General features: G+C 64.6%; 22 protein-coding genes. 10 read left to right on the top strand and 12 right to left on the bottom strand.

What is annotated here, in order from left to right; translation table 11 throughout:
• Position 1: 1 nt before the first annotated feature.
• Positions 2–676, bottom strand: a complete 675-nt coding sequence (locus tag AC4ELS_RS09530; protein WP_064959203.1) for a winged helix-turn-helix transcriptional regulator — start codon at positions 674–676, stop codon at positions 2–4.
• A gap of 161 nt (positions 677–837) precedes the next feature.
• Between AC4ELS_RS09530 and AC4ELS_RS09525 the strand changes: the two genes are divergently transcribed.
• Both AC4ELS_RS09525 and AC4ELS_RS09520 read left to right on the top strand, forming a co-directional pair.
• Complete coding sequence (locus AC4ELS_RS09525; protein WP_448448641.1) at positions 838–1,653, top strand: class I SAM-dependent methyltransferase; 816 nt, start codon at positions 838–840, stop codon at positions 1,651–1,653.
• 29 nt (positions 1,654–1,682) lie between these two features.
• The gene (locus tag AC4ELS_RS09520; RefSeq protein ID WP_448448643.1) at positions 1,683–2,747 is read left to right on the top strand and encodes a phosphotransferase family protein; all 1,065 of its coding nucleotides are present in this window, start codon (positions 1,683–1,685) and stop codon (positions 2,745–2,747) included.
• Positions 2,748–2,825: 78 nt separating this feature from the next.
• Here AC4ELS_RS09520 and AC4ELS_RS09515 read toward each other — a convergent pair whose 3' ends face one another.
• The gene (locus AC4ELS_RS09515) at positions 2,826–3,587 is read right to left on the bottom strand and encodes a sulfite exporter TauE/SafE family protein (protein ID WP_064880798.1); all 762 of its coding nucleotides are present in this window, start codon (positions 3,585–3,587) and stop codon (positions 2,826–2,828) included.
• A 231-nt stretch (positions 3,588–3,818) separates the two neighbouring features.
• Here AC4ELS_RS09515 and AC4ELS_RS09510 point away from each other — a divergent pair, with 231 nt between their 5' ends.
• Positions 3,819–4,274 carry a 2-isopropylmalate synthase gene (locus AC4ELS_RS09510; RefSeq protein ID WP_254358765.1) on the top strand — a complete coding sequence of 152 codons (456 nt, stop codon included), beginning with the start codon at positions 3,819–3,821 and terminating at the stop codon, positions 4,272–4,274.
• A 5-nt stretch (positions 4,275–4,279) separates the two neighbouring features.
• Here the strand turns inward: AC4ELS_RS09510 and AC4ELS_RS09505 are convergent, their stop codons facing one another.
• From AC4ELS_RS09505 to AC4ELS_RS09495, 3 genes are all read right to left on the bottom strand, one after another.
• The gene (locus AC4ELS_RS09505) at positions 4,280–4,945 is read right to left on the bottom strand and encodes a nitroreductase (protein WP_207549048.1); all 666 of its coding nucleotides are present in this window, start codon (positions 4,943–4,945) and stop codon (positions 4,280–4,282) included.
• A 96-nt stretch (positions 4,946–5,041) separates the two neighbouring features.
• Positions 5,042–5,521, bottom strand: coding sequence for a MarR family winged helix-turn-helix transcriptional regulator (locus tag AC4ELS_RS09500; protein WP_064959198.1), 480 nt, complete (start codon positions 5,519–5,521; stop codon positions 5,042–5,044).
• Positions 5,522–5,618: 97 nt separating this feature from the next.
• Positions 5,619–7,100, bottom strand: a complete 1,482-nt coding sequence (locus tag AC4ELS_RS09495; RefSeq protein ID WP_448448645.1) for a cytochrome P450 — start codon at positions 7,098–7,100, stop codon at positions 5,619–5,621.
• A gap of 128 nt (positions 7,101–7,228) precedes the next feature.
• On the opposite strand from AC4ELS_RS09495, the gene AC4ELS_RS09490 reads away from it, so the two are divergent.
• Positions 7,229–7,882, top strand: coding sequence for a TetR/AcrR family transcriptional regulator (locus AC4ELS_RS09490; protein ID WP_055112575.1), 654 nt, complete (start codon positions 7,229–7,231; stop codon positions 7,880–7,882).
• Positions 7,883–7,904: 22 nt separating this feature from the next.
• Positions 7,905–8,786 carry an SDR family oxidoreductase gene (locus AC4ELS_RS09485; RefSeq protein ID WP_064880788.1) on the top strand — a complete coding sequence of 294 codons (882 nt, stop codon included), beginning with the start codon at positions 7,905–7,907 and terminating at the stop codon, positions 8,784–8,786.
• On the opposite strand, the gene AC4ELS_RS09480 is transcribed toward AC4ELS_RS09485, so the two are convergent.
• The 3 genes from AC4ELS_RS09480 to AC4ELS_RS09470 are packed head-to-tail and all read right to left on the bottom strand — an operon-like array spanning position 8,783 to position 11,658.
• A complete protein-coding gene (locus AC4ELS_RS09480; RefSeq protein WP_064880786.1) occupies positions 8,783–9,961 on the bottom strand; it encodes an AAA family ATPase in 1,179 nt (392 codons plus the stop codon). The genes AC4ELS_RS09485 and AC4ELS_RS09480 overlap by 4 nt on opposite strands.
• 10 nt (positions 9,962–9,971) lie before the next feature.
• The gene (locus tag AC4ELS_RS09475; RefSeq protein WP_499046883.1) at positions 9,972–11,036 is read right to left on the bottom strand and encodes a DNA polymerase IV; all 1,065 of its coding nucleotides are present in this window, start codon (positions 11,034–11,036) and stop codon (positions 9,972–9,974) included.
• Positions 11,037–11,040: 4 nt separating this feature from the next.
• Entirely contained in the window at positions 11,041–11,658 is a 618-nt protein-coding gene (locus AC4ELS_RS09470) for a TetR/AcrR family transcriptional regulator (RefSeq protein ID WP_082941589.1), read from the bottom strand.
• 90 nt (positions 11,659–11,748) lie between these two features.
• Between AC4ELS_RS09470 and AC4ELS_RS09465 the strand changes: the two genes are divergently transcribed.
• The 4 genes from AC4ELS_RS09465 (at position 11,749) to nrdE (ending at position 15,662) form a co-directional block, all read left to right on the top strand.
• Positions 11,749–12,291 (top strand): NAD(P)H-dependent oxidoreductase, encoded by a 543-nt coding sequence (locus AC4ELS_RS09465; protein WP_055119915.1) that lies wholly within the window; start codon positions 11,749–11,751, stop codon positions 12,289–12,291.
• 503 nt (positions 12,292–12,794) lie between these two features.
• Positions 12,795–13,034 carry a redoxin NrdH gene (locus AC4ELS_RS09460; protein ID WP_055112584.1) on the top strand — a complete coding sequence of 80 codons (240 nt, stop codon included), beginning with the start codon at positions 12,795–12,797 and terminating at the stop codon, positions 13,032–13,034.
• Positions 13,035–13,074: 40 nt separating this feature from the next.
• Complete coding sequence (gene nrdI / locus AC4ELS_RS09455) at positions 13,075–13,527, top strand: class Ib ribonucleoside-diphosphate reductase assembly flavoprotein NrdI (protein ID WP_055112586.1); 453 nt, start codon at positions 13,075–13,077, stop codon at positions 13,525–13,527.
• On the top strand, positions 13,494–15,662 hold the full coding sequence (gene nrdE, locus AC4ELS_RS09450; protein WP_448448650.1) for a class 1b ribonucleoside-diphosphate reductase subunit alpha: 2,169 nt from the start codon (positions 13,494–13,496) through the stop codon (positions 15,660–15,662). The genes nrdI and nrdE overlap by 34 nt, the downstream gene beginning before the upstream one ends.
• 57 nt (positions 15,663–15,719) lie before the next feature.
• Here nrdE and frc read toward each other — a convergent pair whose 3' ends face one another.
• The 4 genes from frc to AC4ELS_RS09430 form a co-directional block, all read right to left on the bottom strand.
• Positions 15,720–16,973 (bottom strand): formyl-CoA transferase, encoded by a 1,254-nt coding sequence (frc, locus tag AC4ELS_RS09445; protein ID WP_499046881.1) that lies wholly within the window; start codon positions 16,971–16,973, stop codon positions 15,720–15,722.
• 51 nt (positions 16,974–17,024) lie between these two features.
• Positions 17,025–18,755 carry an oxalyl-CoA decarboxylase gene (gene oxc / locus AC4ELS_RS09440; protein WP_499046878.1) on the bottom strand — a complete coding sequence of 577 codons (1,731 nt, stop codon included), beginning with the start codon at positions 18,753–18,755 and terminating at the stop codon, positions 17,025–17,027.
• A 150-nt stretch (positions 18,756–18,905) separates the two neighbouring features.
• Positions 18,906–19,112: a hypothetical protein gene (locus tag AC4ELS_RS09435; protein WP_064959191.1), complete on the bottom strand. Its 207-nt coding sequence runs from the start codon at positions 19,110–19,112 to the stop codon at positions 18,906–18,908.
• A 404-nt stretch (positions 19,113–19,516) separates the two neighbouring features.
• Entirely contained in the window at positions 19,517–20,407 is an 891-nt protein-coding gene (locus tag AC4ELS_RS09430; RefSeq protein WP_499046876.1) for a hypothetical protein, read from the bottom strand.
• Between the two features lie 137 nt (positions 20,408–20,544).
• Between AC4ELS_RS09430 and AC4ELS_RS09425 the strand changes: the two genes are divergently transcribed.
• The gene (locus AC4ELS_RS09425; RefSeq protein WP_463790187.1) at positions 20,545–20,709 is read left to right on the top strand and encodes a hypothetical protein; all 165 of its coding nucleotides are present in this window, start codon (positions 20,545–20,547) and stop codon (positions 20,707–20,709) included.
• Positions 20,710–20,746 lie beyond the last annotated feature (37 nt).

The raw sequence follows: 20,746 nt of genomic DNA, 5'->3' as shown, positions 1-20,746 counted from the left end.
CTCAGGCCGGCCGGGGAATCGCCGCGGCCGTGCTCTGGCCCAGCCATCTCGGGATGGCCCGGCGTACGTCGGCGGAACCCGACAACGCGACACTGCCGTCGAGTACCGCGCGGGCCCAGCCGACATCGCCGCGCCAGATCTCGACCAGCGTGCGCAGGTCGGTCTGCACGGTCCCGGCGACCTCGTAGCCGGGGTCGAAATCGCACACGTCGGCCTGCCCGTCGTTCACCGTCAGCCACCACCTCGAGGCCTTGGGCGCCACTCCGTCGAGGACGAACGCGATCGTGGTGCGCGACCGCGGCCACTCTTCGATGGGAATGGTGCGGCGCATGTCCCACATCAGCAGGTGCGGGTCGAGATCCTGCTCGCCGAGTTCACCGATCCACCGCACGCCCCACGAGCCGAGCGCGTCGACCACACCGGCGAGTTCCTGCCCGCACGGGGTCAGCGAATAGCTCGTCCGCCCTTCTATCTCGGAACGCTCGATTACCCCGGCGCGGGTCAGCGACTTCAGCCGCTTGGACAACAGCGCAGGAGACATCTTCGGCACACCGCGACGCAGGTCGTTGAAGTGCGCGCTGCCTCGCAGCAGTTCCCGGACCACCAGCAAGGTCCAGCGTTCATCGAGCAATTCCATGGCCTTGGCCACTGGACAGAACTGGCCATACGTCGACATCGGCGGTCTTCCTCCCCGGACAGTACGCAGCTTTCTAAGTACACCGCTGTCGGAGCGTCGAAGCCAGTACAGATCCAGAACCCGGTCCGCTACAGATCTGGTACTGGAATGTCCGGGCCGGATGGGATGACGATGAAGCCACGCCGCGAGAGGAGCCCGCCATGAACATCACGACCACCGACAGGGAACTTGAGGCCAAACACCGGGCGCTGTGGGCGCTGGGTGACTACGCAGCGATCGCCGCGAACATCGTGCGTCCACTGGGGCCTGTCCTGGTCGACGCCAGTGGCATCGGGCCCGGTGACCGCGTACTCGACGTGGCCGCGGGGACCGGCAACGTCGCCATCCCCGCCGCTGCGACAGGCGCGCGGGTGACTGCCAGCGACCTTTGTCCGGAACTTGTCGAAGAGGGACGCCGGTTGACTGCGGAGGCCGGGTTGACCATCGACTGGGCCGAAGGCAACGCCGAGGCATTGCCCTATGCCGACGATTCGTTCGACACGGTCCTTTCTTGTATCGGGGTGATGTTCGCCCCGCACCATCAGCAGGCCGCGGATGAACTGCTGCGCGTGACGCGCCCGGGCGGACGGATCGGCCTGATCTCCTGGACGCCAGAGGGATTCATCGGCCAGTTGTTCGCCACTATGAAGCCGTACGTGCCCGCGCCGCCTGCCGGTGTGTCCCCGCCGCCGCGGTGGGGCGACGAGCAGTACCTGCGCGCACTGCTGGGCGAACAGGTCGGCGAGTTGACCTGTGAAAGGCGGGAACTGGACGTCGTGTTGTTCCCAGACGGCGCCGCGTTCCGCGACCACTTCAAGGCCAACTACGGTCCGACGATTTCGGCCTACCGGGCCATCGCCGCCGACGCCGACCGGGTCGCGGCACTGGACGCGGAGATCGCTGCGCTCGGGGACAGGTTCCTCACCGGTTCGGCGATGCCGTGGGAATACCTGCTGACGGTGGCGAATACGCACTGACCGGAGCGGGCAGCTGGCACCATGGCTGCATGCCCGACGACGTACAGGAATTACCGACGCTCAGTGCTGCCGATCAAGACGCCATCGGGCGCTGGCTGCGAGAGCAGCGGATCGGCACGACGCTGACCGACGTGGCCCCGCTGACCGGCGGAACCCAGAACATCGTGGTGGGCATGTGCGTCGACGGTCGTCGAATGGTCTTGCGGCGCCCTCCATTACACCCACGCCCGACGAGCGACAAGACCATGCTGCGGGAGATCGCCGTACTGCGGACGCTGGCCGGATCGGCGGTACCGCATCCGGGATTCATCGCCGCCTGCACCGATCTCGACGTGATCGGCGTGGTGTTCTACCTGATGGAAGAGGTCGACGGGTTCAACCCCGGCACAGAGGTGAGTGACGCCTACCGCGACGACGCCGACCTGCGCTATCGGGTCGGGCTGTCCTACGCCGGGAGTCTGGCGGAGCTGGGCAATGTCGCCTGGGAGAACAGCGAGCTCGCCGCGATCCGCCGGCCGGGATCATTTCTGGCCCGCCAGGTTCCGCAGTTCCTGGGACTGCTCGACAGCTACCGCCACGAGCACTACTCACCCGAGTCGTTGACGGGCGTGGGTGATCTGGCGCAGTGGCTGGAGGACAACCGCCCGTCCGACGCCGAACCCGGGATCATGCACGGCGACGCGCATCTCAACAACGTCCTGCTGCGCCGGGAGACCCCTGAACTGGCTGCGTTCATCGATTGGGAGATGTGCACGATCGGCGATCCGCTGCTCGATCTCGGGTGGATGCTCGTGTGCTGGCCCGACGATCCCAATCCGATCAACGCGGGCTCGGCACTGGCCGCGCTCGGCGGACTGGCTCACCGCAGTGAACTGATCGAGGCGTACCGGGCGGCCGGAGGCCGACAGACCGACCGGCTGGATTGGTATGTGGCGCTGGCCTGTTTCAAACTCGGGATCGTCATCGAGGGCACCTGGTCGCGATACCTGGCAGGCCGGGCCAGCCGTGACGCCGGTGAACAACTGCACGCTTCGGCGGAGAACCTGCTGACCCTGGGAACGCGGGTCGCCAAGGGGGACAACCCGTTCGGCTGAGCTTCTTCGGCGAGCAGACGCGGCGGTACCCGGAATTGCGCGTTCTCGCGTACCTACGTGCCTGCTCGCGCTAGAAAATCAGTACGTGTCCAGCGCGAGCTTGACGGCAAGGGCCACGCCCGCCGCGCCGATCAGGAACCGCAGCGGGGTGGCCGGCGCATGCCGCACGATCACCGGGCCCAGCCGTGAGCCGATCAGACACCCGGCGCCCAACGGCACCACCGCCGGCCAGTACACCGGCGCCACCACGATGAACGCGACCGCAGCAACCGCATTGGCGACACCGAGGATCACGTTCTTGGCGGCATTGGCATGTGCCAGCGACGCACCTCCGGTACGGAGCAGCAGGGCCAGCAGCAGCACGCCGGCCGCCGCGCCGAAATAGCCGCCGTAGATCGTGATCAAGAAGATCGCCCCGGCTTCCAGGGCGACCTTGATCCGATGGTCGCGATGGTTGGCCACCCGCGTCTCCCGCTGACGACCACGCGGCAGCAGGATCGCCACCGACGCGAACGCCAGCAGGAACGGGACCACCCTCTCGAAGCCCTCGGCTGGGGTGCACAGCAGCAGTGCCGCGCCGACCGCCCCGCCGGCAATGGCGATCGGGATGATCCGCTTGATCCAGGCTCGCTGCCCGGCCAGTTCGGGCCGGGACCCCAGCACCGAACCCACGCCGTTGAACACCAACGCCACGGTGTTGGTCACATTCGCGGTGACCGGAGGCAATCCGATCAGCAGGAGAGCGGGATAGGTGGCCACCGAGGCCAGCCCCGCGATGCTGCCGGTGAGTCCGCCGCCGATACCGGCCACCACGAGCAGGACGATCTCACCGACGCTCATGAGCCATCCACCCCGCCGAGACTACGTAGTCGGAAAGTGTTTGCGTGACCGGACAGGGTGCGTCTAGCATCGCCAACGTGCCAAGGCGACTTGTAGTAGCAACCCGCAGCGGGGTCTGATCAGACCGACCCCCCGCTGTGGGTCGTTCGCTACTTCGTCGGTCACTTCCTCTGAGCAAGAGAAGACCGGCACATGTATCTCACTTCACAGGCACCGCAATCGGGTGATCCGATGTCATTCTCGGCCCACTTCTCCACCCCGTTGCCGCGTGACCTCCGCGACGCGGGCGAGTCGACATCCTGGGAGCAGTTCCTGGGCGAATATTCGCCGTCGGCGGGCCCACTGCGACTAGGGCACTTCAGTTGCGCCGATGAGCGCTCGACAGGCAGTCGCCTCGGCCCGCAGGCCCGCAGCTACCGGGCGACGCTTGCCATCGGCGACGAAATCGCCACCTCGACCATGGCGGCCAGTGGGCCGGTGGCGGCACTGACCGCGATGCTGCATGACCGCGGCGTCAGCGTCGAGACCACCTCGTTTCACCAACTGCCCGCCGCGGGACAGACCGCCACCTTCATCGAAGGCTGCGACGGCCTGCACCGCCGATGGGCCGTGGGACTGTCCGACGACCCGGTGCAGTCGGCCCTGTCCGCGGTGATCGCGTGCGCCAATCGGCTGATGGCGGCCTGAGCGAATTAGCCGTCGACGACGGTGACCGTTTCGTCCAGTGGCGCGCGGCCTGTCCGAACGTAGGGGACGGTGGGGTCCTCATAGCCAATGGACATGCCGCAGAACAGGATTAGTTCAGGCGGAGGGGACAGGACGTCGGCGACGGTGCCGCGGACTTGAGACCACGCCATCTGAGGACAGCTGTGAAGTCCTTCGGCACGTAGCAGCAGCATGACGGTCTGCAGGTACATCCCGAGATCCGCCCACTGTGCGGGGCCCAGATCACGGTCGATGTAGCAGAACAGCGCGGCCGGCGCGCCGAAGCAGTCCCAGTTGGCGATCGCGGCGCGTTGGCGGCCATCCCAGTCGTCGCGGACAATGCCGAGGGCGCTGTAGCGCTCCTTGCCGAAGGCCGCGCGACGGTCGCCGTAGAGCGCTTTCATGTCGGTGGGGTACATCTCGTACTCCCGCTCGTCCCAGGGCTCGCCGTTGGCCACGCGTTCAGTGGCCCGTTTCTTGAGCTCGGCCAGCGGAGCTCCGGTTACCACGTAGATGTGCCAGGGCTGGATGTTCGAGCCGGACGGTGACCAGGCGGCTGCCGTCAGCACACGCTGTAGAACCTCGGTGGGGACGGGCTGATCAGTGAATCCGCGTACCGCCCGTCGGCTGGTGACCGCGTCGTAGACGTCAATCATGGCGTGCCTCCCGGATAGATTGTCGCGTTTGCGACTATCTCATTCAAGACGATATTGGCACGAATTATTCCCGGTGTGGTTGCGTGAGGTTGACTACGGCTCCGGTGGCGGGCTCAGCCGGATGAGGAGTTCTTTCAGTTGGTCGACGTCGCCTGGCGGCATCGCGGCGACCAGGCGTTCGGCCAGCGGCCGTGCCGCCACATGTGCGGCATCGAAAAGCTCCAGGCCTTTCGGGGTGACCTCAACCGCCCGCACCCGCCGGTCACCCGGAACCGGTTTGCGCACCGCCAGGCCCTTGTGTTCCAGGTCGTCGATGACTCGCATGATCGCCGACTTGTCGGACCCGGTGGCCTCTACGAGATCCCGTTGTTCTGTCGGGCCGTGATTGACGAGCTCGAGCAGGACCGCGAAATGGCGCATCTCGATGCCGAGGGGTGCAAGTGCCTCCGACATCACGGCCGACGCATGCCAGTGGGCCCGCCTCAGCAGCAATCCGAGGGCGAACGGCGAGGTATCGCCGGCGCGATCGGTCGCGCGTGGCGTCGATGCCTCCTTGACTTCGTCGGCGGTCATGTCGCGACGTTAGACGCCTGGAACGCCGAATGGCCAGTTATTGCACGGCGATACGTCGGACGCGTGCAACAACTGGCCAACGGGCCGTCGAAATGCCTCAGTGCAGCGGGCGCAGCACGATCGGCATGCCGTCGATCGGGACCGGCATGCCGCCGTAGTCGTAGCGCGGCTGATAGCCCGGGCTGGCGAGCTCCAGCTTGTAGCGGCGCAGCAGCCGGTGCATCACGGTCTTGATCTCCAACTGGCCGAACACCATGCCGATGCACTTGTGGGCGCCGCCACCGAACGGCGCGAACGCATACCGGTGACTCTTGTGCTCGCTGCGCGGCTCGGCGAAGCGGTCCGGGTCGAACTTGTCCGGGTCGGTCCACAGCTCAGGCAGCCGGTGGTTGATCGACGGCCACGTGACCACGCTCGTGCCGGCCGGGATGAAGTAGCCCAGCAGCTCGGTGTCGCGCACGGCCTCGCGGAAGTTGAACGGCAGCGGCGTCATCATCCGCAGTGACTCGTTGATCACCAGGTCGTAGGTTTCCAGCTTGTCCAGCGTCTCGAAGTCCAGCGGTCCGTCACCGATGCGCGCGGAGTCGTCGCGCAGGCGTTCCTGCCATTCGGGATTGGCCGCCAGGTGATAGGCCATTGTCGTCATCGTCGAGGTGGACGTGTCATGCGCGGCCATCATGAGGAAGATCATGTGGCTGATGATCTGGTCGTCGGTGAAGGTCTGGCCGTCCTCGTCGGCGGAGTGACACAGCACGCTGAACATGTCGGTGCTCTCCGACTGGCGCTTCTCGCCGATGCGGCTGGCGAAGTAGTCCTCGAGGGTCTTGCGGGCCTGGATGCCGCGCCACCATTTCAGCGGCGGCACCGACGTCCGCACGATCGCGTTGCCCGCCCGCGTGGTGGTGGTGAACGCGTTGTTGATCGTGGTGACCAGCGCGCGGTCGGTGCCCGCGGGGACGCCCATGAACACCTCGGAGGCGATGTCGAGCGTGAGTTCCTTGATCGCCGGGTGGAACAGGAACCGAGGGTCGTTGGCCACCCAGTCATTCGCCAACACGGCCGAGGCGACCGAGTCGATGTGCGAGATGTAGCCGGTCAGCCTGGTGCGGGTGAACGCCTCCTGCATGATCCGGCGATGGAACATGTGCTCGTCGAAGTCGAGCAACATCAGGCCGCCTTCGAAGAACGGGCCGATCACCGGATCCCAGGCCCGCTGGGAGAAATCCTTGTTGCGGTTGGAGAAGACCGCCTGGGTGGCGTCGGGACCGAGCGCCATCACCGAGGACAGGGCGGGGGACTGCGCGTAGTAGAGCGGGCCGTTCTTGCGGTACTGCTCCAGGATGAAGTCGGGACCGCCACGGAAGATCTCGATCATGTGGCCGATGATCGGCAAACCGGAGTCGCCCATGATCGGCTTGAGGCCGCTGCCGGCGGGCGGTTCGGCGAAGACGAACTGGTCCCACTCCTTGGCCTTGAGGCGCTTTTCCAGCGCGCCCATTCCCGGCAACGTGTTGGGCGTCGGGGTGAACCGACGCTTGGCCTGATCGAGCAGGTAATGCGGGGTGCTGATGGTTGTCATGGGCCGCTCCTGACCAACAAAGTCCGACGAAGTGTGGTCGATGTCACCACTTGAGGCCATCCTGACTGTCAGACTTGACGCATGTCAAGTTTTGAACTGGCGCGTCGTGGATGCAAAGGTCTAATGCCATGACCGCCGAATCGATACCGGGGAGCAGCAATGGCTCCACCGGGCGTCCGCAGGCCCGTCGCAGCCGTGGTGACCGGCAACGCGAGGCCATCGTGACGGCTGTGCGGGAACTGCTCGAGGAGCAGTCGTTCGCCGATTTGTCGGTGAGCACCATCAGTGAACGCGCCGGGGTGGCCCGGTCGGGCTTCTACTTCTACTTCGATTCGAAGTACGCGGTGCTGGCAGTGATCGTGTCCGACGCGATGGAACAACTCGCCGCGTTGACCCACAACTACGCGCCCCGCGACGCCGGTGAAACTCCTGCCGCCTTCGCCAAGCGGATGGTCGGAAGCGCGGCCACCGTGTTCGCCACCAACGATCCGATCATGTCGGCCTGCACCGTCGCGCAGAACACCGACGCCCAGATCCGGGACTTGATGAACGACTACGAGGACGCCGTGATCGACCAGATCGTGGGCCTGGTCGAACAAGACGCCGGTGCCCGTCCGATCTCGGACGACCTCCCAGCCCTGGTCCGCACCCTGGTCGCGACCACGGCGATGACGCTTTCGCACGACTCCGCCTTCGTCGGGCGGGGAACCGACCCGGCCCGTGCGCTCGACGTGGTCGAGCGACTGTGGCTCAACGCACTGTGGGGCGGCCAGGACGCTTAGCGCCACAGGTAAGGTCACCGCTATGGGGAGTGATACCGCGGGTAACGCCCGGGCGGACTTTTCGGGGAAAAAGTGCTTGATCACCGGCGCAGCCAGCGGCATCGGACGGGCTACCGCCCTTGCTCTGGCGGCCCGGGGTGCCGAGTTGTACCTGACCGACCGCGATGAGGTCGGGTTGGCCCAGACCGTCGCCGACGCCAAGGCGCTCGGCGCCGAGGTGCCCGCGCACAGAGCGCTGGACATCTCCGACTACGACCAGGTGGCGGCATTCGGCGCCGACATCCACGCCGCACATGCGTCGATGGACGTGGTCATGAACATCGCCGGGGTATCGGCCTGGGGGACCGTCGACCAACTCACCCACCAACACTGGCGCTCGATGATCGACGTCAACCTGATGGGTCCGATCCACGTGATCGAGACTTTCCTGCCGCCGATGGTGCAGGCTCGCCGCGGCGGGCACCTGGTGAACGTGTCCTCTGCCGCCGGCATCGTGGCGTTGCCCTGGCACAGCGCATACAGCGCGAGCAAGTACGGGCTGCGCGGACTGAGTGAAGTGCTGCGTTTCGACCTGGCGCGGCATCGGATCGGGGTGTCGGTGGTGGTGCCGGGAGCGGTGAAAACCGGTCTGGTCCAGACGGTTCAGATCGCCGGTGTGGACCGGGAAGATCCGAACGTGCAGAAATGGGTGGACCGGTTCGCCGGCCACGCCATCTCGGCGGAGAAGGCGGCCGACAAGATCCTGGCCGGGATGACGCGCAACCGGTTTTTGATCTACACGTCGGTCGACATCCGCGCCCTGTACGCCTTCAAGCGCATCGCGTGGTGGCCCTACAGTGTGGCCATGCGGCAGGTCAATGTGCTCTTCAGTCGAGCACTACGGCCGAAGTCCGTGCAGCGCTAGCGTTTTCCCCAGTGCCACGAGGGGGTGTTGAGCATGCCGAACCCGTCCACCTTCGTCTCACCCCATTGCTTGTAGAGCTCTATCTCGATCGCGGTGCTCCGCTGCTCATCGGCCGCCGGCGTGGTCTCCAGGAAGTCCAGTAGAGCGCGCGAATGCGTCACCACGACCACCTGGGACTGTTTGGCTGCGGACGTGATGAGGGCGGCCAGCGGCCGGACCAGATCGGGATGCAGCGAGGTCTCCGGCTCGTTGAGCACCATGAGTGACGGGGGACGGGGGCTGGCCAGTGCTGTTGCCCAGAGTAGGAAACGCAGTGTGCCGTCCGATAATTCGGCAGCACGTAACGGCCGCAGCATGCCGCGCTGACGCAACTGCAGATCGAACAGCCCGTCGTTGACCGCCACGGAGATGGTGGCCCCGTCGAAAGCGTCGGCCACTGCACGGGCCAGATCGTCGAAAGTCGTCTCGATGATCGTCTGAACCGCCGCGGCCAGATCCGAGCCGTCGTCGGAGAGCACCGGGGTGCGCGTACCCACATGGGGTTGGCGGGCAGGTGCGGCGGCATCGACCCGGAACCCGTCGTAGAACCGCCAGTCACGCAACCGGTCCGAGACGGCCGACAGTTCCGGCAGCGCGTCCGGGTGTGCGTATTCGGCGAGCACGCTGCGGTAGGAAGGCAACGAGCGGGTCAGCTCATCGAAACCCCGGCCCGATTGCGCGGCCACCTCGGCGTACTCACGGGTGCGGCTCACCAGCGTCGAGGCCGGACGCAGCACCGGCCCGGCGAAGACCACCTCACGTTTGATCTCGGGATCCTGGGCGAAAGCTGACGGCTCGCCACCCGACCCGGCCATCTGCGGCAGGCCCAGATCCACCAGGTAACCGAAATCGTCTGCGGAGAAGCCGAGTTCGAGTGAAACCGGGCGGGTCCGGACAGTGCCCTGGGTCTGCTCGTTCGGTTGTTCGGGGCCCGCCCACAAGACCGACTGCAGGCCGCCCTCGCGGGCCAGTGAGCCGATCACCTGGCCCCGCCCACAGTCCGCCAGTAGCCTCAGCGCCCGATAGATGGAGGACTTTCCGGTGCCGTTGGCGCCGGTGACCACGGTGAGCTCGGTCAGCGGCAGGATCACCTCCCGCAGCGAGCGGTAGCCCCGAACAGCGATGGTCTGCAGCATGGGTTCGAGGCTATTGGTCTGCTGTGACAACCGGGCCGGTGGGAATCCCGTCCATGGACAGTTCCAGCCGAACACCCAACAGCCGGATCGGTCGGTCCAGCTCGAACTGGTCGAATACCGCCAGCGCGGTGTCGGTGATCGCGTCGGCGTCGGTGCTCGGTGTGGCCAGCTTGCGGATCTTGGTGCGGGTGTAGAAGGTGCTGGTACGCACCGTGACGGCCACTCGAGTGACGATTCGGCCCTGCTCCACCACCTCGTCGAGGGTCCGCCGGGTCAACTCGCGGATCGCGTCGTCCATCTCACCGCGCTCGGTGAGGTCCTCGGCGAAGGTGATGACGTGGCTGCGTGACCGTGGAACCCAGGGCTCGGAGCTCACCTCGGTATCGCCGCCGCCCTTGGCCAGCAACAGGATCCACAGCCCGGTACTGGGCCCGAAGGCCGAGGTGAGCACTGTGGCATCGGTGGCGGCCAGATCCGCCACCGTGGTGATGCCCAGCGCGGCAAGCTTTTTGGTGGTCTTGGGGCCGACACCCCACAGCGCATCGGTCGGACGGTCACCCATCACCGACATCCAGTTGGCCTCGGTGAGCAGGTAGACGCCCGCAGGTTTGGCCAGGCCGGTCGCCACCTTCGCGCGTTGCTTGTTGTCGCTGATACCCACCGAGCAGGACAAACCGGTCTCGGCGGCGATCACCGTGCGGATCCGCTCGGCCAACTCGACCGGGTCGTTGACGTCGGCGCCCAGATAGGCCTCGTCCCAGCCCCACACCTCCAGCGGGTGGCCGAGATCGCGCAGCAGACCCATGACCTGTTCGGAGGCCGCGTCGTAGGCATCGGGGTCCGACGGCAGGAAGGTGGCGTCCGGGCACCTGCGCGCCGCGGTGCGCAGCGGCATCCCGGCGTGCACCCCGAATTCACGCGCCTCGTATGACGCGCAGGTGACCACCTTGCGGGGTTCGGTGGGATCGCCGCTGCCGCCGACGATGACCGGCAGGCCTTGGAGTTCAGGGTGGCGCCGCAACTCGACCGAGGCCAGAAACTGGTCCAGGTCGACATGCAGCACCCAGGCGGTCATGGTGCTAGTGGCCACACAACTTGCGGGCGGTGTCCTGCCAGGCAGTCGTCAGGTGGTCGAGGCTGCGCCCGGCGGACAGTTGGTGCTCCAGGTAATCGGGGTTCAGAAGTGCGATCAGGGCATCGGTTTGGGCATCGAGATCACCTGTGGTGCCGGCGGTTTCGAGCAGCATTCGGACGTGGGTGCGGTGCAGCGTGAACGGGCCCGAGAAGCGCAGCGCGGGATCACGGATGGCGTCCGACAGCAGCGCCCGATGACTGTGGACGAATCGGAGGCGGTCCGCGCCGTAGGCCAGCAGCCGTTCCAACGGGGGTGCGCCGGGGCCCAGCGGAGGTGGGCCGAACATGAAGGCGTCCTGCTCGGCGGTCTCGTCCTCGTCGAGCAGGACCATCATCAGACCGGCCCGGCTGCCGAACCTGCGGAACACCGTTCCCTTCCCGACGCCGGCCTCGACCGCGATATCGTCGGTACTGACCGCGTCGGGGCCGCGTTCGGCGATGAGCCGGCGCGCGGCGTCGAGAATAAGGGCGCGGTTCCGGGCGGCATCGACACGCCCTGGGCCGCGTTCCTGTGGCGCCGGGTCGATGCCCATGAGCCGGGTCGGGCGGTCGGAGGCTGCCACCACTGAACTTTAACTCAGCCGGAATTAATCGGACCACAGTCCGGTTGATCGTTGCGAGAATCGAGCGAGTCGAATAGAAGGAGCGTGAACATGGCCGATATCAAGGTGCTGGTGTTGGTAGGGAGCTTGCGGGCGGCGTCGGTCAACCGGCAGATCGCCGAACTGGCGGTGGAGCAGGCGCCCGACGGAGTGGAGCTGCGCATCTTTGATCGGCTGGGGGAGCTGCCCTTCTACAACGAGGACATCGACACCGCCGAGGTGGCCGAGCCGGTGGTGGCCCTGCGGGCGGCGGCCGGCGACGCCGACGCCGCGCTCGTCGTCACCCCCGAATACAACGGCAGCATCCCCGGCGTGTTGAAGAACGCCATCGATTGGCTGTCGCGCCCGTTCGGAAACGGCGCGCTCAAGGACAAGCCGCTGGCGGTCGTCGGGGCGGCGCTGGGGCAGTACGGCGGTGTGTGGGCGCACGACGAGACTCGTAAATCCTTCGGCATCGCCGGGCCGCGCGTGGTCGAAGATCTGAAGCTGTCGGTGCCGTCCAAATCGCTCGACGGTAAGCACCCCAGGGAGAACGCCGAGGTGGCAGAGACGCTGCGCGACATTGTGAGCAAGCTCACAACCGAGGTTGGTTGAGGGGTCGTCTTCGCGTTTTGCCGTTTGCGCCGCTTTCCGGCAAAATCTTGCCGCCGGCTGGGTCGTTCCGACCCGGCCGGCGGCTTTGCTATTAGGGGGGCCTCGCGCTGTGTGGCGGCCAGACTTGTCGGTGGCTGGTGGTACATCTAGGGCCGCGGCGCGACACGGTCTGTCAAGTCGGGTACGACACGCCGTGAACGTGGTTGCTGGCAAGCTTACGACCAGGGAATTTCAGAAATGTTATTCAGAACATGTTGTATGGCTTCGAACTGTCGGCCACTAGGTGTAGTGTCTGTGAGACCGACAGGCCACCACAGTTCGGGAGCCGGCCGGAGCGCAGCGAATCCGGCCGAGTCGGTTTCAAGACCAGCCGGAGAGCGGCTTCGACCGGCAGGAATTTTGGCGGCCCGAAGGTCGCTGAACTTAAGCGAAACGTAAGACCCGATCAGTTGCCAGTCACCTGTCTAGTTTTTTCACTTTCCGCAAGAGGAGCCGTACCGAAGATGACCGTCACCGTGTACACCAAGCCCGCATGCGTGCAGTGCAACGCCACCTACAAGGCGTTGGAGAAGCAGGGCATCGAGTTCGAGAAGGTCGACATCACCCTCGACAGCGAGGCCCGTGACTACGTCATGGCACTCGGTTACCTGCAGGCCCCCGTTGTGGTGGCCGGTAACGACCACTGGTCGGGCTTCCGTCCTGATCGGATCAAGGCACTGAGCACGGTCGCGGCGACCGCGTAACGGAAGGCATCACCACCACGGGGGAAGGACGGAGGACACAATGAGCCATCTCGTCTACTTCTCCAGCGTCTCGGAGAACACCCACCGCTTCGTCCAGAAGCTGGGATGGCCCGAAGATCGCGTCACCCGGATCCCGCTGCATGGCCGCATCGAGGTGGACGAGCCCTACGTTCTGGTCCTGCCCACCTACGGTGGCGGCCGTGCCACTCCCGACATCGACAACGGTGGCTACGTCCCCAAGCAGGTCATCGCCTTTCTGAACAATGAACACAACCGGTCGTTGATCCGCGGCGTCATCGCCGCGGGCAACAACAACTTCGGTGCGGAGTTCGCGTACGCGGGCAATGTTGTCTCGCGCAAATGCGGCGTGCCGTACCTGTATCGCTTCGAACTCATGGGAACCCCGGACGATGTCGAGGCTGTCCGTGCGGGGTTGAAAGACTTTTGGAAGGACCAGACGTGCCACCAACCGTCACAGCTGCAGAGCCTGTAACCGCTCCCGGGCACACCCTGCCCGGAGAGACTGATTACCACGCGCTCAACGCGATGCTGAATCTGTACGACGCCGACGGCAAGATTCAGTTCGACAAGGATGTGCGGGCTGCGCGGGAGTACTTCCTGCAGCACGTCAACCAGAACACGGTGTTCTTCCATAGTCAGGACGAGAAGCTCGATTACCTGATCGAGAAGGAGTACTACGAGCGCGAGGTGCTCGATCAGTACAGCCGCAACTTCGTCAAGAGCCTGCTCGATCGGGCCTACGCCAAGAAGTTCCGGTTCCCGACCTTCCTCGGTGCGTTCAAGTACTACACCTCCTACACGCTCAAGACCTTCGACGGGAAGCGCTACCTCGAGCGTTTCGAAGATCGCGTCGTCATGGTGGCGCTGACCCTGGCTGCCGGTGACACGGTGCTGGCAGAGAAGCTCGTCGACGAGATCATCGACGGCCGCTTCCAGCCGGCCACCCCGACGTTCCTCAACTCGGGCAAGAAGCAGCGCGGCGAGCCGGTGTCCTGCTTCCTGCTGCGCATCGAGGACAACATGGAGTCCATCGGGCGCTCGATCAACTCGGCCCTGCAGCTGTCCAAGCGCGGCGGCGGAGTCGCCTTGCTGCTGACCAACATTCGTGAGCACGGCGCCCCGATCAAGAACATCGAGAACCAGAGCTCGGGCGTAATCCCGATCATGAAGCTGCTGGAGGACTCGTTCTCCTACGCCAACCAGCTCGGCGCCCGCCAGGGTGCCGGTGCGGTGTACCTGCACGCGCACCACCCCGACATCTACCGGTTCCTCGACACCAAGCGTGAGAACGCCGACGAGAAGATCCGGATCAAGACGCTCTCGCTCGGTGTCGTGATCCCGGACATCACCTTCGAGTTGGCCAAGAAGAACGAGGACATGTACCTCTTCTCGCCGTACGACGTCGAGAAGGTCTACGGCGTCCCGTTCGCCGACATCTCGGTGACCGAGAAGTACTACGAGATGGTCGACGACGCGCGCATCCGCAAGACGAAGATCAAGGCGCGCGAGTTCTTCCAGACGCTGGCCGAGCTGCAGTTCGAGTCGGGCTACCCGTACATCATGTACGAGGACACGGTGAACCGGGCGAATCCGATCGCCGGCAAGATCACCCACTCCAACCTGTGCTCGGAGATCCTGCAGGTCTCGACCGCCTCGGAATTCAACGACGATCTGTCCTACTCCAAGGTGGGCAAGGACATCTCGTGCAACCTCGGGTCGATGAACATCGCCAAGACCATGGATTCACCGGACTTCGCGCAGTCCATCGAGGTGGCGATCCGGGCCCTGACCGCGGTGAGCGATCAGACCCACATCTGGTCGGTGCCGTCGATCGAGCAGGGCAACAACAGCTCGCACGCGATCGGCCTGGGGCAGATGAACCTGCACGGGTATCTGGCCCGTGAGCGGATCCACTACGGCTCCGAAGAAGGCATCGACTTCACCAACATCTACTTCTACACCGTGCTGTTCCACGCATTGCGGGCATCGAATCTGATTGCGATTGAACGCGGTACGAGCTTCGGTGGGTTCGAGGACTCGAAGTACGCGTCGGGGGAGTTCTTCGACAAGTACACCGATCAGGTGTGGGAGCCGGCCACCGACAAGGTCCGGCAGATCTTCGCCGATGCGGAGATCCACATCCCGACGCAGGACGACTGGAAGCAGTTGAAGGAGTCGGTGCAGAAGCACGGAATCTACAACCAGAACCTGCAGGCCGTCCCGCCGACCGGGTCGATCTCGTACATCAACCACTCGACATCCTCGATCCACCCGGTGGCGAGCAAGATCGAGATCCGCAAGGAAGGCAAGATCGGTCGGGTTTACTACCCGGCGCCGTATCTGACCAACGACAACCTGGAGTACTACCAGGACGCGTACGAGATCGGCTACGAAAAGATCATCGACACCTATGCCGCAGCCACCCAGCACGTGGACCAAGGGCTGAGCCTGACGTTGTTCTTCAAGGACACCGCCACCACCCGCGAGGTCAACAAGGCGCAGATCTACGCCTGGCGCAAGGGAATCAAGACGTTGTACTACATCCGGTTGCGTCAGATGGCCTTGGAGGGCACTGAGGTGGAGGGTTGCGTCAGCTGCATGTTGTGACGATTCGTCGCTGACAGGGGCCCGGGGCCGCGCCGCCGGCGTGGTCGGCACGAGCGTTCACACGACACCATTGGCGTGCATGGTGGCGATGGCGTCCGAGTCGTATCCGAGATCAGTCAAGATGTCATCGGTGTGCTCGCCGAGCAACGGCGACGCGGTGATCTCAGGGGTAAACCCGGAGAACTTGACCGGGCTGCCCACGGTCAAGTAGCTACCGCGTTCCTTGTGCGCCACCTCTACGATGCTGCCGCTGCTCCTGAGCGCGGGATCGTGAGCGATTTCTTTCATGCTCAACACCGGCGCACACGGCACCCCGTAGCGATGGAGAATCTCGAGGGCTTCGTATTTGGTCTTGTCGGACAACCAGGTCTCGATCTCATCGAAGATCTCGAAGATGTGCAGTTGACGGGCCGCCGCGCTGGAGTATGCCGGGTCGTCGACCCACTCGGGGTGCTCGACTGCCGCGCATGTGCGCGCCCAATTCTGTTCCTGAATCGTGAAATACAAGTATGCGTTGGGGTCTGTCTCCCAACCCTTGCACTTCAGCATCCAGCCGGCCTGCCCTCCGCCGCTGGCGTTCCCGCCGCGAGGCACGGTGTCGCCGAAGGTTCCGCGTGGGTACTGCGGGTATTCCTCGAGGTAGCCCAGCTCCTCCAGCCGCATCTGGTCACGCAGCTTAACCCGGCACAGGTTGAGCACCGAATCTTGCATCGACACTGAAACCTTCTGACCCACACCGGTTTTGGCCCGACTCATCAGTGCGGCGAATATGCCGATCAACAAGTGCATGCCAGTATTGCTGTCCCCGACGGCGGCTCCGCTCACCGTCGGCGGGCCGTCCCAGAATCCGGTGGTCGAGGCGGCGCCTCCGGCGCACTGCGCGACGCTCTCGTACGTCTTCAGATCGGCCCAAGGGGATTCGTCGTTGAATCCTTTGATGGAACCGAAGATCAGCCTGGGGTTGAGCTCGTGGATATGCTCCCAGCCCAGGCCCATTCGGTCCATTGCCCCCGGGGCGAAGTTCTCGACGAGCACGTCGGCGCCACGGATCAGCTGCTCCATCACCGCTCTGCCTTCCGACGTTTTGGTGTTGACGGTCAAGGAGCGCTTGTTGCTGTTGAGCTGTGTGAAGTACAACGAGTCGACCTCGGGGCGGTCACGCAGCTGCCGGCGGGTGATATCGCCACCGTCAGGCCGCTCGACCTTGAGCACTTCGGCGCCCAACCACGCCATCATCTGGGTACACGCCGGGCCTGCCTGCACTCCGGTGAAATCGATGACTCTTATGCCACCCAGAGGTAGTTGATTCATGAGGATGTCCTGTCTGTGCTTCTCGCGAATGTCCGTACGGCGGCGACGAACTCATGCTTGTCCGACGCCCCTGGGATTGAGGTTTGTCAGATGGCCGCTCTCGGTACCTGCGGTCGGGTCGATCACGCAGTCGATCAGTGCCGGACGCCTGGCGGTCAGGGCCGTGTCGAGAGCCGTCTTGAGTTCGGCCGGGGTGGTGGCGCGGTAGCCATCGCCGCCGAACGCCTCGATGAGCTTTTCGTGGTGAGTTCCGACCGTCAGTGCGGTTGGTGCGGGATCGGCCGAGACGCTGTTGACTTCGTCGCCCTTGTAGATCCCGCCGTTGTTGAACACCACGACGACGATCGGAAGTCCGTAGCGGCAGATCGTTTCCAACTCCATGGCGGAGAATCCGAAGGCACTGTCGCCCTCGATCGCCACCACAGGATCGCCCGTCTCGACAGCCGCGGCGATCGCGTAACCCATGCCGATGCCCATGACTCCCCAGGTGCCGCTGTCCAGGCGATGGCGTGGGCGCCGCATATCGATGACGTTGCGTGCGATGTCGAGTGTGTTCGCCCCTTCGTTCACCACGTATGCCAGGGGGTATGAATGCAGTACGTCGCGGATCGTGTGAAGTGCGCCGTAAAACTCCATCGGCAGCAGATTGGTGTCGAGTCGCTGCGACATCCTGGCCCGGTTCTGGGCTGATCTGGCCGCCAATTCCCGTCGCCATGATTCGGGTGCCCGGATCTTGCCGCGGTTGTGTTCGGTCAGCGCTTGCATCACCGAGCCGATGTCGCCCGCGAGCGGCGCGGCGATCGGCTGGTTGCTGTCGAACTCGGTGGCCTCGATGTCGATCTGGATGAACTTGGCATCAGGGTTCCACTGCGGCGCCTCACCGTGGCCGAGTAGCCAGTTCAGCCGGGCGCCGGCAAGAAGGATGACATCCGCTTCGCGGAGCGCCAGCGAACGCGCCGTCGCAACACATTGAGGATGGTCGTCGGGGAGTATGCCCTTGGCCATCGACATCGGGAGGAACGGTAGGTGGGTGCCTTCGAGGAACTGTCGAATCTCGTTGTCCGCCTGTGCGTATGCCGCACCCTTGCCCAGCACTACCAACGGTCGCTGTGCGTCGGCAAGCAGCCCGACAGCGCGCACCGCCGCGTCCGGTGCCGGAATCTGCCGTGGAGCGGGGTCGACCAGGCGCCACAGCGATGAAGCGCCCCGATCGGCATCGATGATCTCGCCCAGCACGGCAGCCGGGATGTCCAGATACACACCTCCCGGCCGGCCCGAGATCGCGGTGCGGATCGCGCGGGCAATCCCTCGGCCGATGTCTTCGGCGCGGTCGACGCGATAGGCCGCTTTCGCGAACCGTTCCGCCGCGGCGATCTGGTCGAGTTCTTCGTAGTCACCACGTTTGAGGTCGACGATGTGGCGCTCGCTGGAGCCCGAAATCTGCACGACGGGGAAACAGTTCGTCGTTGCGTTCGCCAGTGCGACCAGGCCGTTGAGAAACCCCGGTCCGGAGACGGTCAGACACACACCGGGTTTCCTCGTGAGGAACCCCGCGGCGGACGCCGCATGGGCGGCATCGCTTTCGTGGCGGAATCCGATGTAGCGGATTCCTGAGGACTGTGCAGTGCGTGCCAGGTCGGTGATCGGAATGCCGACCAATCCGTAGATGGTGTCGACGTTGTTCAACTTGAGCGCATCGACGACGAGATGGCTGCCATCAGTGTGTGTTTGGCCGCCAGGCTCGCAGCTCGCGGCGTGCGTCGGAGTTTGTGTGAGCGTCATGATGTGCCTTTCCTCTACGGTCGTCAATCTCGGTGTGTTCAAGCACCTTTCAGCTGACCAGGGCGACGACTGCGCAACGGTCTGCGCGCCCTGGTCAGCTGGATAGGGAGATGCTCGAGAACGTGGGCGGGACGCCGACGGTCACGCCGCTCAGAACGGCAGGTCGACCTGCCCGTTCGTGGTGTTCGCCTCGTCGTGATTCGAGACGTGGTATCCGAGGGAGGAGTGCACCTGCGGGTTGGTGCCGTACGGCACGAGTGGATCGGTGTTGGCGCTGGCGATGGGCGCGAGAACGATCGCGCCACCGATTGCGGCGATGGCCAACCACGGTGCGACGTATTTGGCTGCAGATTTCATGGTCTTCTCCTTTGGTGTTCGCCCGTTTTGGACTGAATCAACAGTCGCTCTTGAGCGCGCTGATGTCCTCACCGCTGACGCCTATTCGGTATTCCGGCTAGCTGCAATTCAGCAGGTAGCGTCCGCCGTACCAGCTAGGTCCAGGAGCGGACCGTCGCCGGTATCGTTGACCATCTACGTCCGAGGACAACCCCGTCCTGGGGCCGTGTTTGGCGGAGGCCTGGATGCGACTCGGCGACGAGCTGCAGGCGCAGCGGCGTCGGCGGAACGTCGTTGCACGCGACGTTCCCGTTGCCCGAGGCGTAGCGCTTTCGAATGGCCAGTTGTCGCGCGCCATTCTCGAAAATGCGTGTGATAACTGGCCATTCGGCGCTAGCAGTTAGTTGCCCGGCTGACACGCTCGATCAGATCGGCACCCAGGACGGTTCCGGTCCAAGGGCGGCGTTGAACTCCTCGATCTGCCCCGGGGTTGTGAATGTGATGTCCATATCGTCGACGACCCACGAGACATAGAAACGTCCCATACTTTCGGAGGGGGCGAAGATCGGTGCCAATTGTTCGATCAGCCCGTCGGGCAGGTACTTGGCGTACGTGGTGAAGGGCAGCGAGTATCGGGCCTTGCCCATCTCGAATTCGATGACGGCGTTAGGGACGGGGGTCAAGCTGGGACTCTGCCAATCGCCGGTCATATCGCACCGGATCTGGCGCAACGGACCGTCATATCCGCTGATGCGGGCAAACTCGCGCACGATCCCGAAGGCATCGTCCTCGTAGAACTCCGCATGGGTGGTGAAGAACGCCAGGTGGCGAAGCGGTGGGTCCCGTTCGTCCCCCAGCATTTCCAGAACCCTCATCACGGAGTAGATGCCCATGTCTTCGAACACGTCCATGTGTTCGGCGCACTCGACGACCTCCTCATCGGGCATCTCGTCAGGGTCGAGGATCCCGGCAGCCACCAGCAAGGCGAACGTCGTCAGAAGTTGTTCCCGCAACTCCGGTGTGAGCGGGTGCCGCCACGCGGGCCTATCGGCCTGGTCCGGGTCGGGTAGGTCGGGTAGCCACGCCGGCGGCTCGGCATCCCGGGCCTCCCGAAACTCCTTGTAGGACTGTCGCAAGGACCAGAGACCAACCGCTAGAAACCCCCACCCGAGTAGCTGGGTGGATAGGGTGGCGTCCGAAATGAACTCAATCCCGATCCAGCCCATGTAGAGGGCAAGCCCCAGATATGCGGGCGGACCGATCCAGCGCAGCTGGTACAGGGTCCGATCGAACAGCCTCCACCACCGCGAGTTCATCGCGCCATCATGCCCCACCGACGGATGCGTCAGTAAGGCAATTCGGGTGGGGGTGCCGGTCCCGGCAGCAAGGGAGTCTGACGCAGATACCAGGTCGGCGGATGGTGTTGAGCGACGGTGTCGGAGATCATGTTCCGATGTCGACAACCGTCGAGGCCGTCCTTGTCACGGCTCTGGTGTTCGGGATCGTCGCCGCCATATTCGGTCTGATCTACGCATGGGAGAAGTGGGGGAAAGGGACTCGACTGGAACAGCGCATGGATCGCTTCTTCGATCGCGTCAGCGACATGTTCGACCGCTAGCAGAGGGACAAAACCCGGTCGCGACGTGTCGGGCTGG

The sequence above is a fragment of the Mycobacterium shunyiense genome (assembly GCF_058270035.1).
The sequence above is the reverse complement of the archived record's forward strand: the minus strand, read 5'-3'. Positions and strand labels throughout refer to the sequence as shown.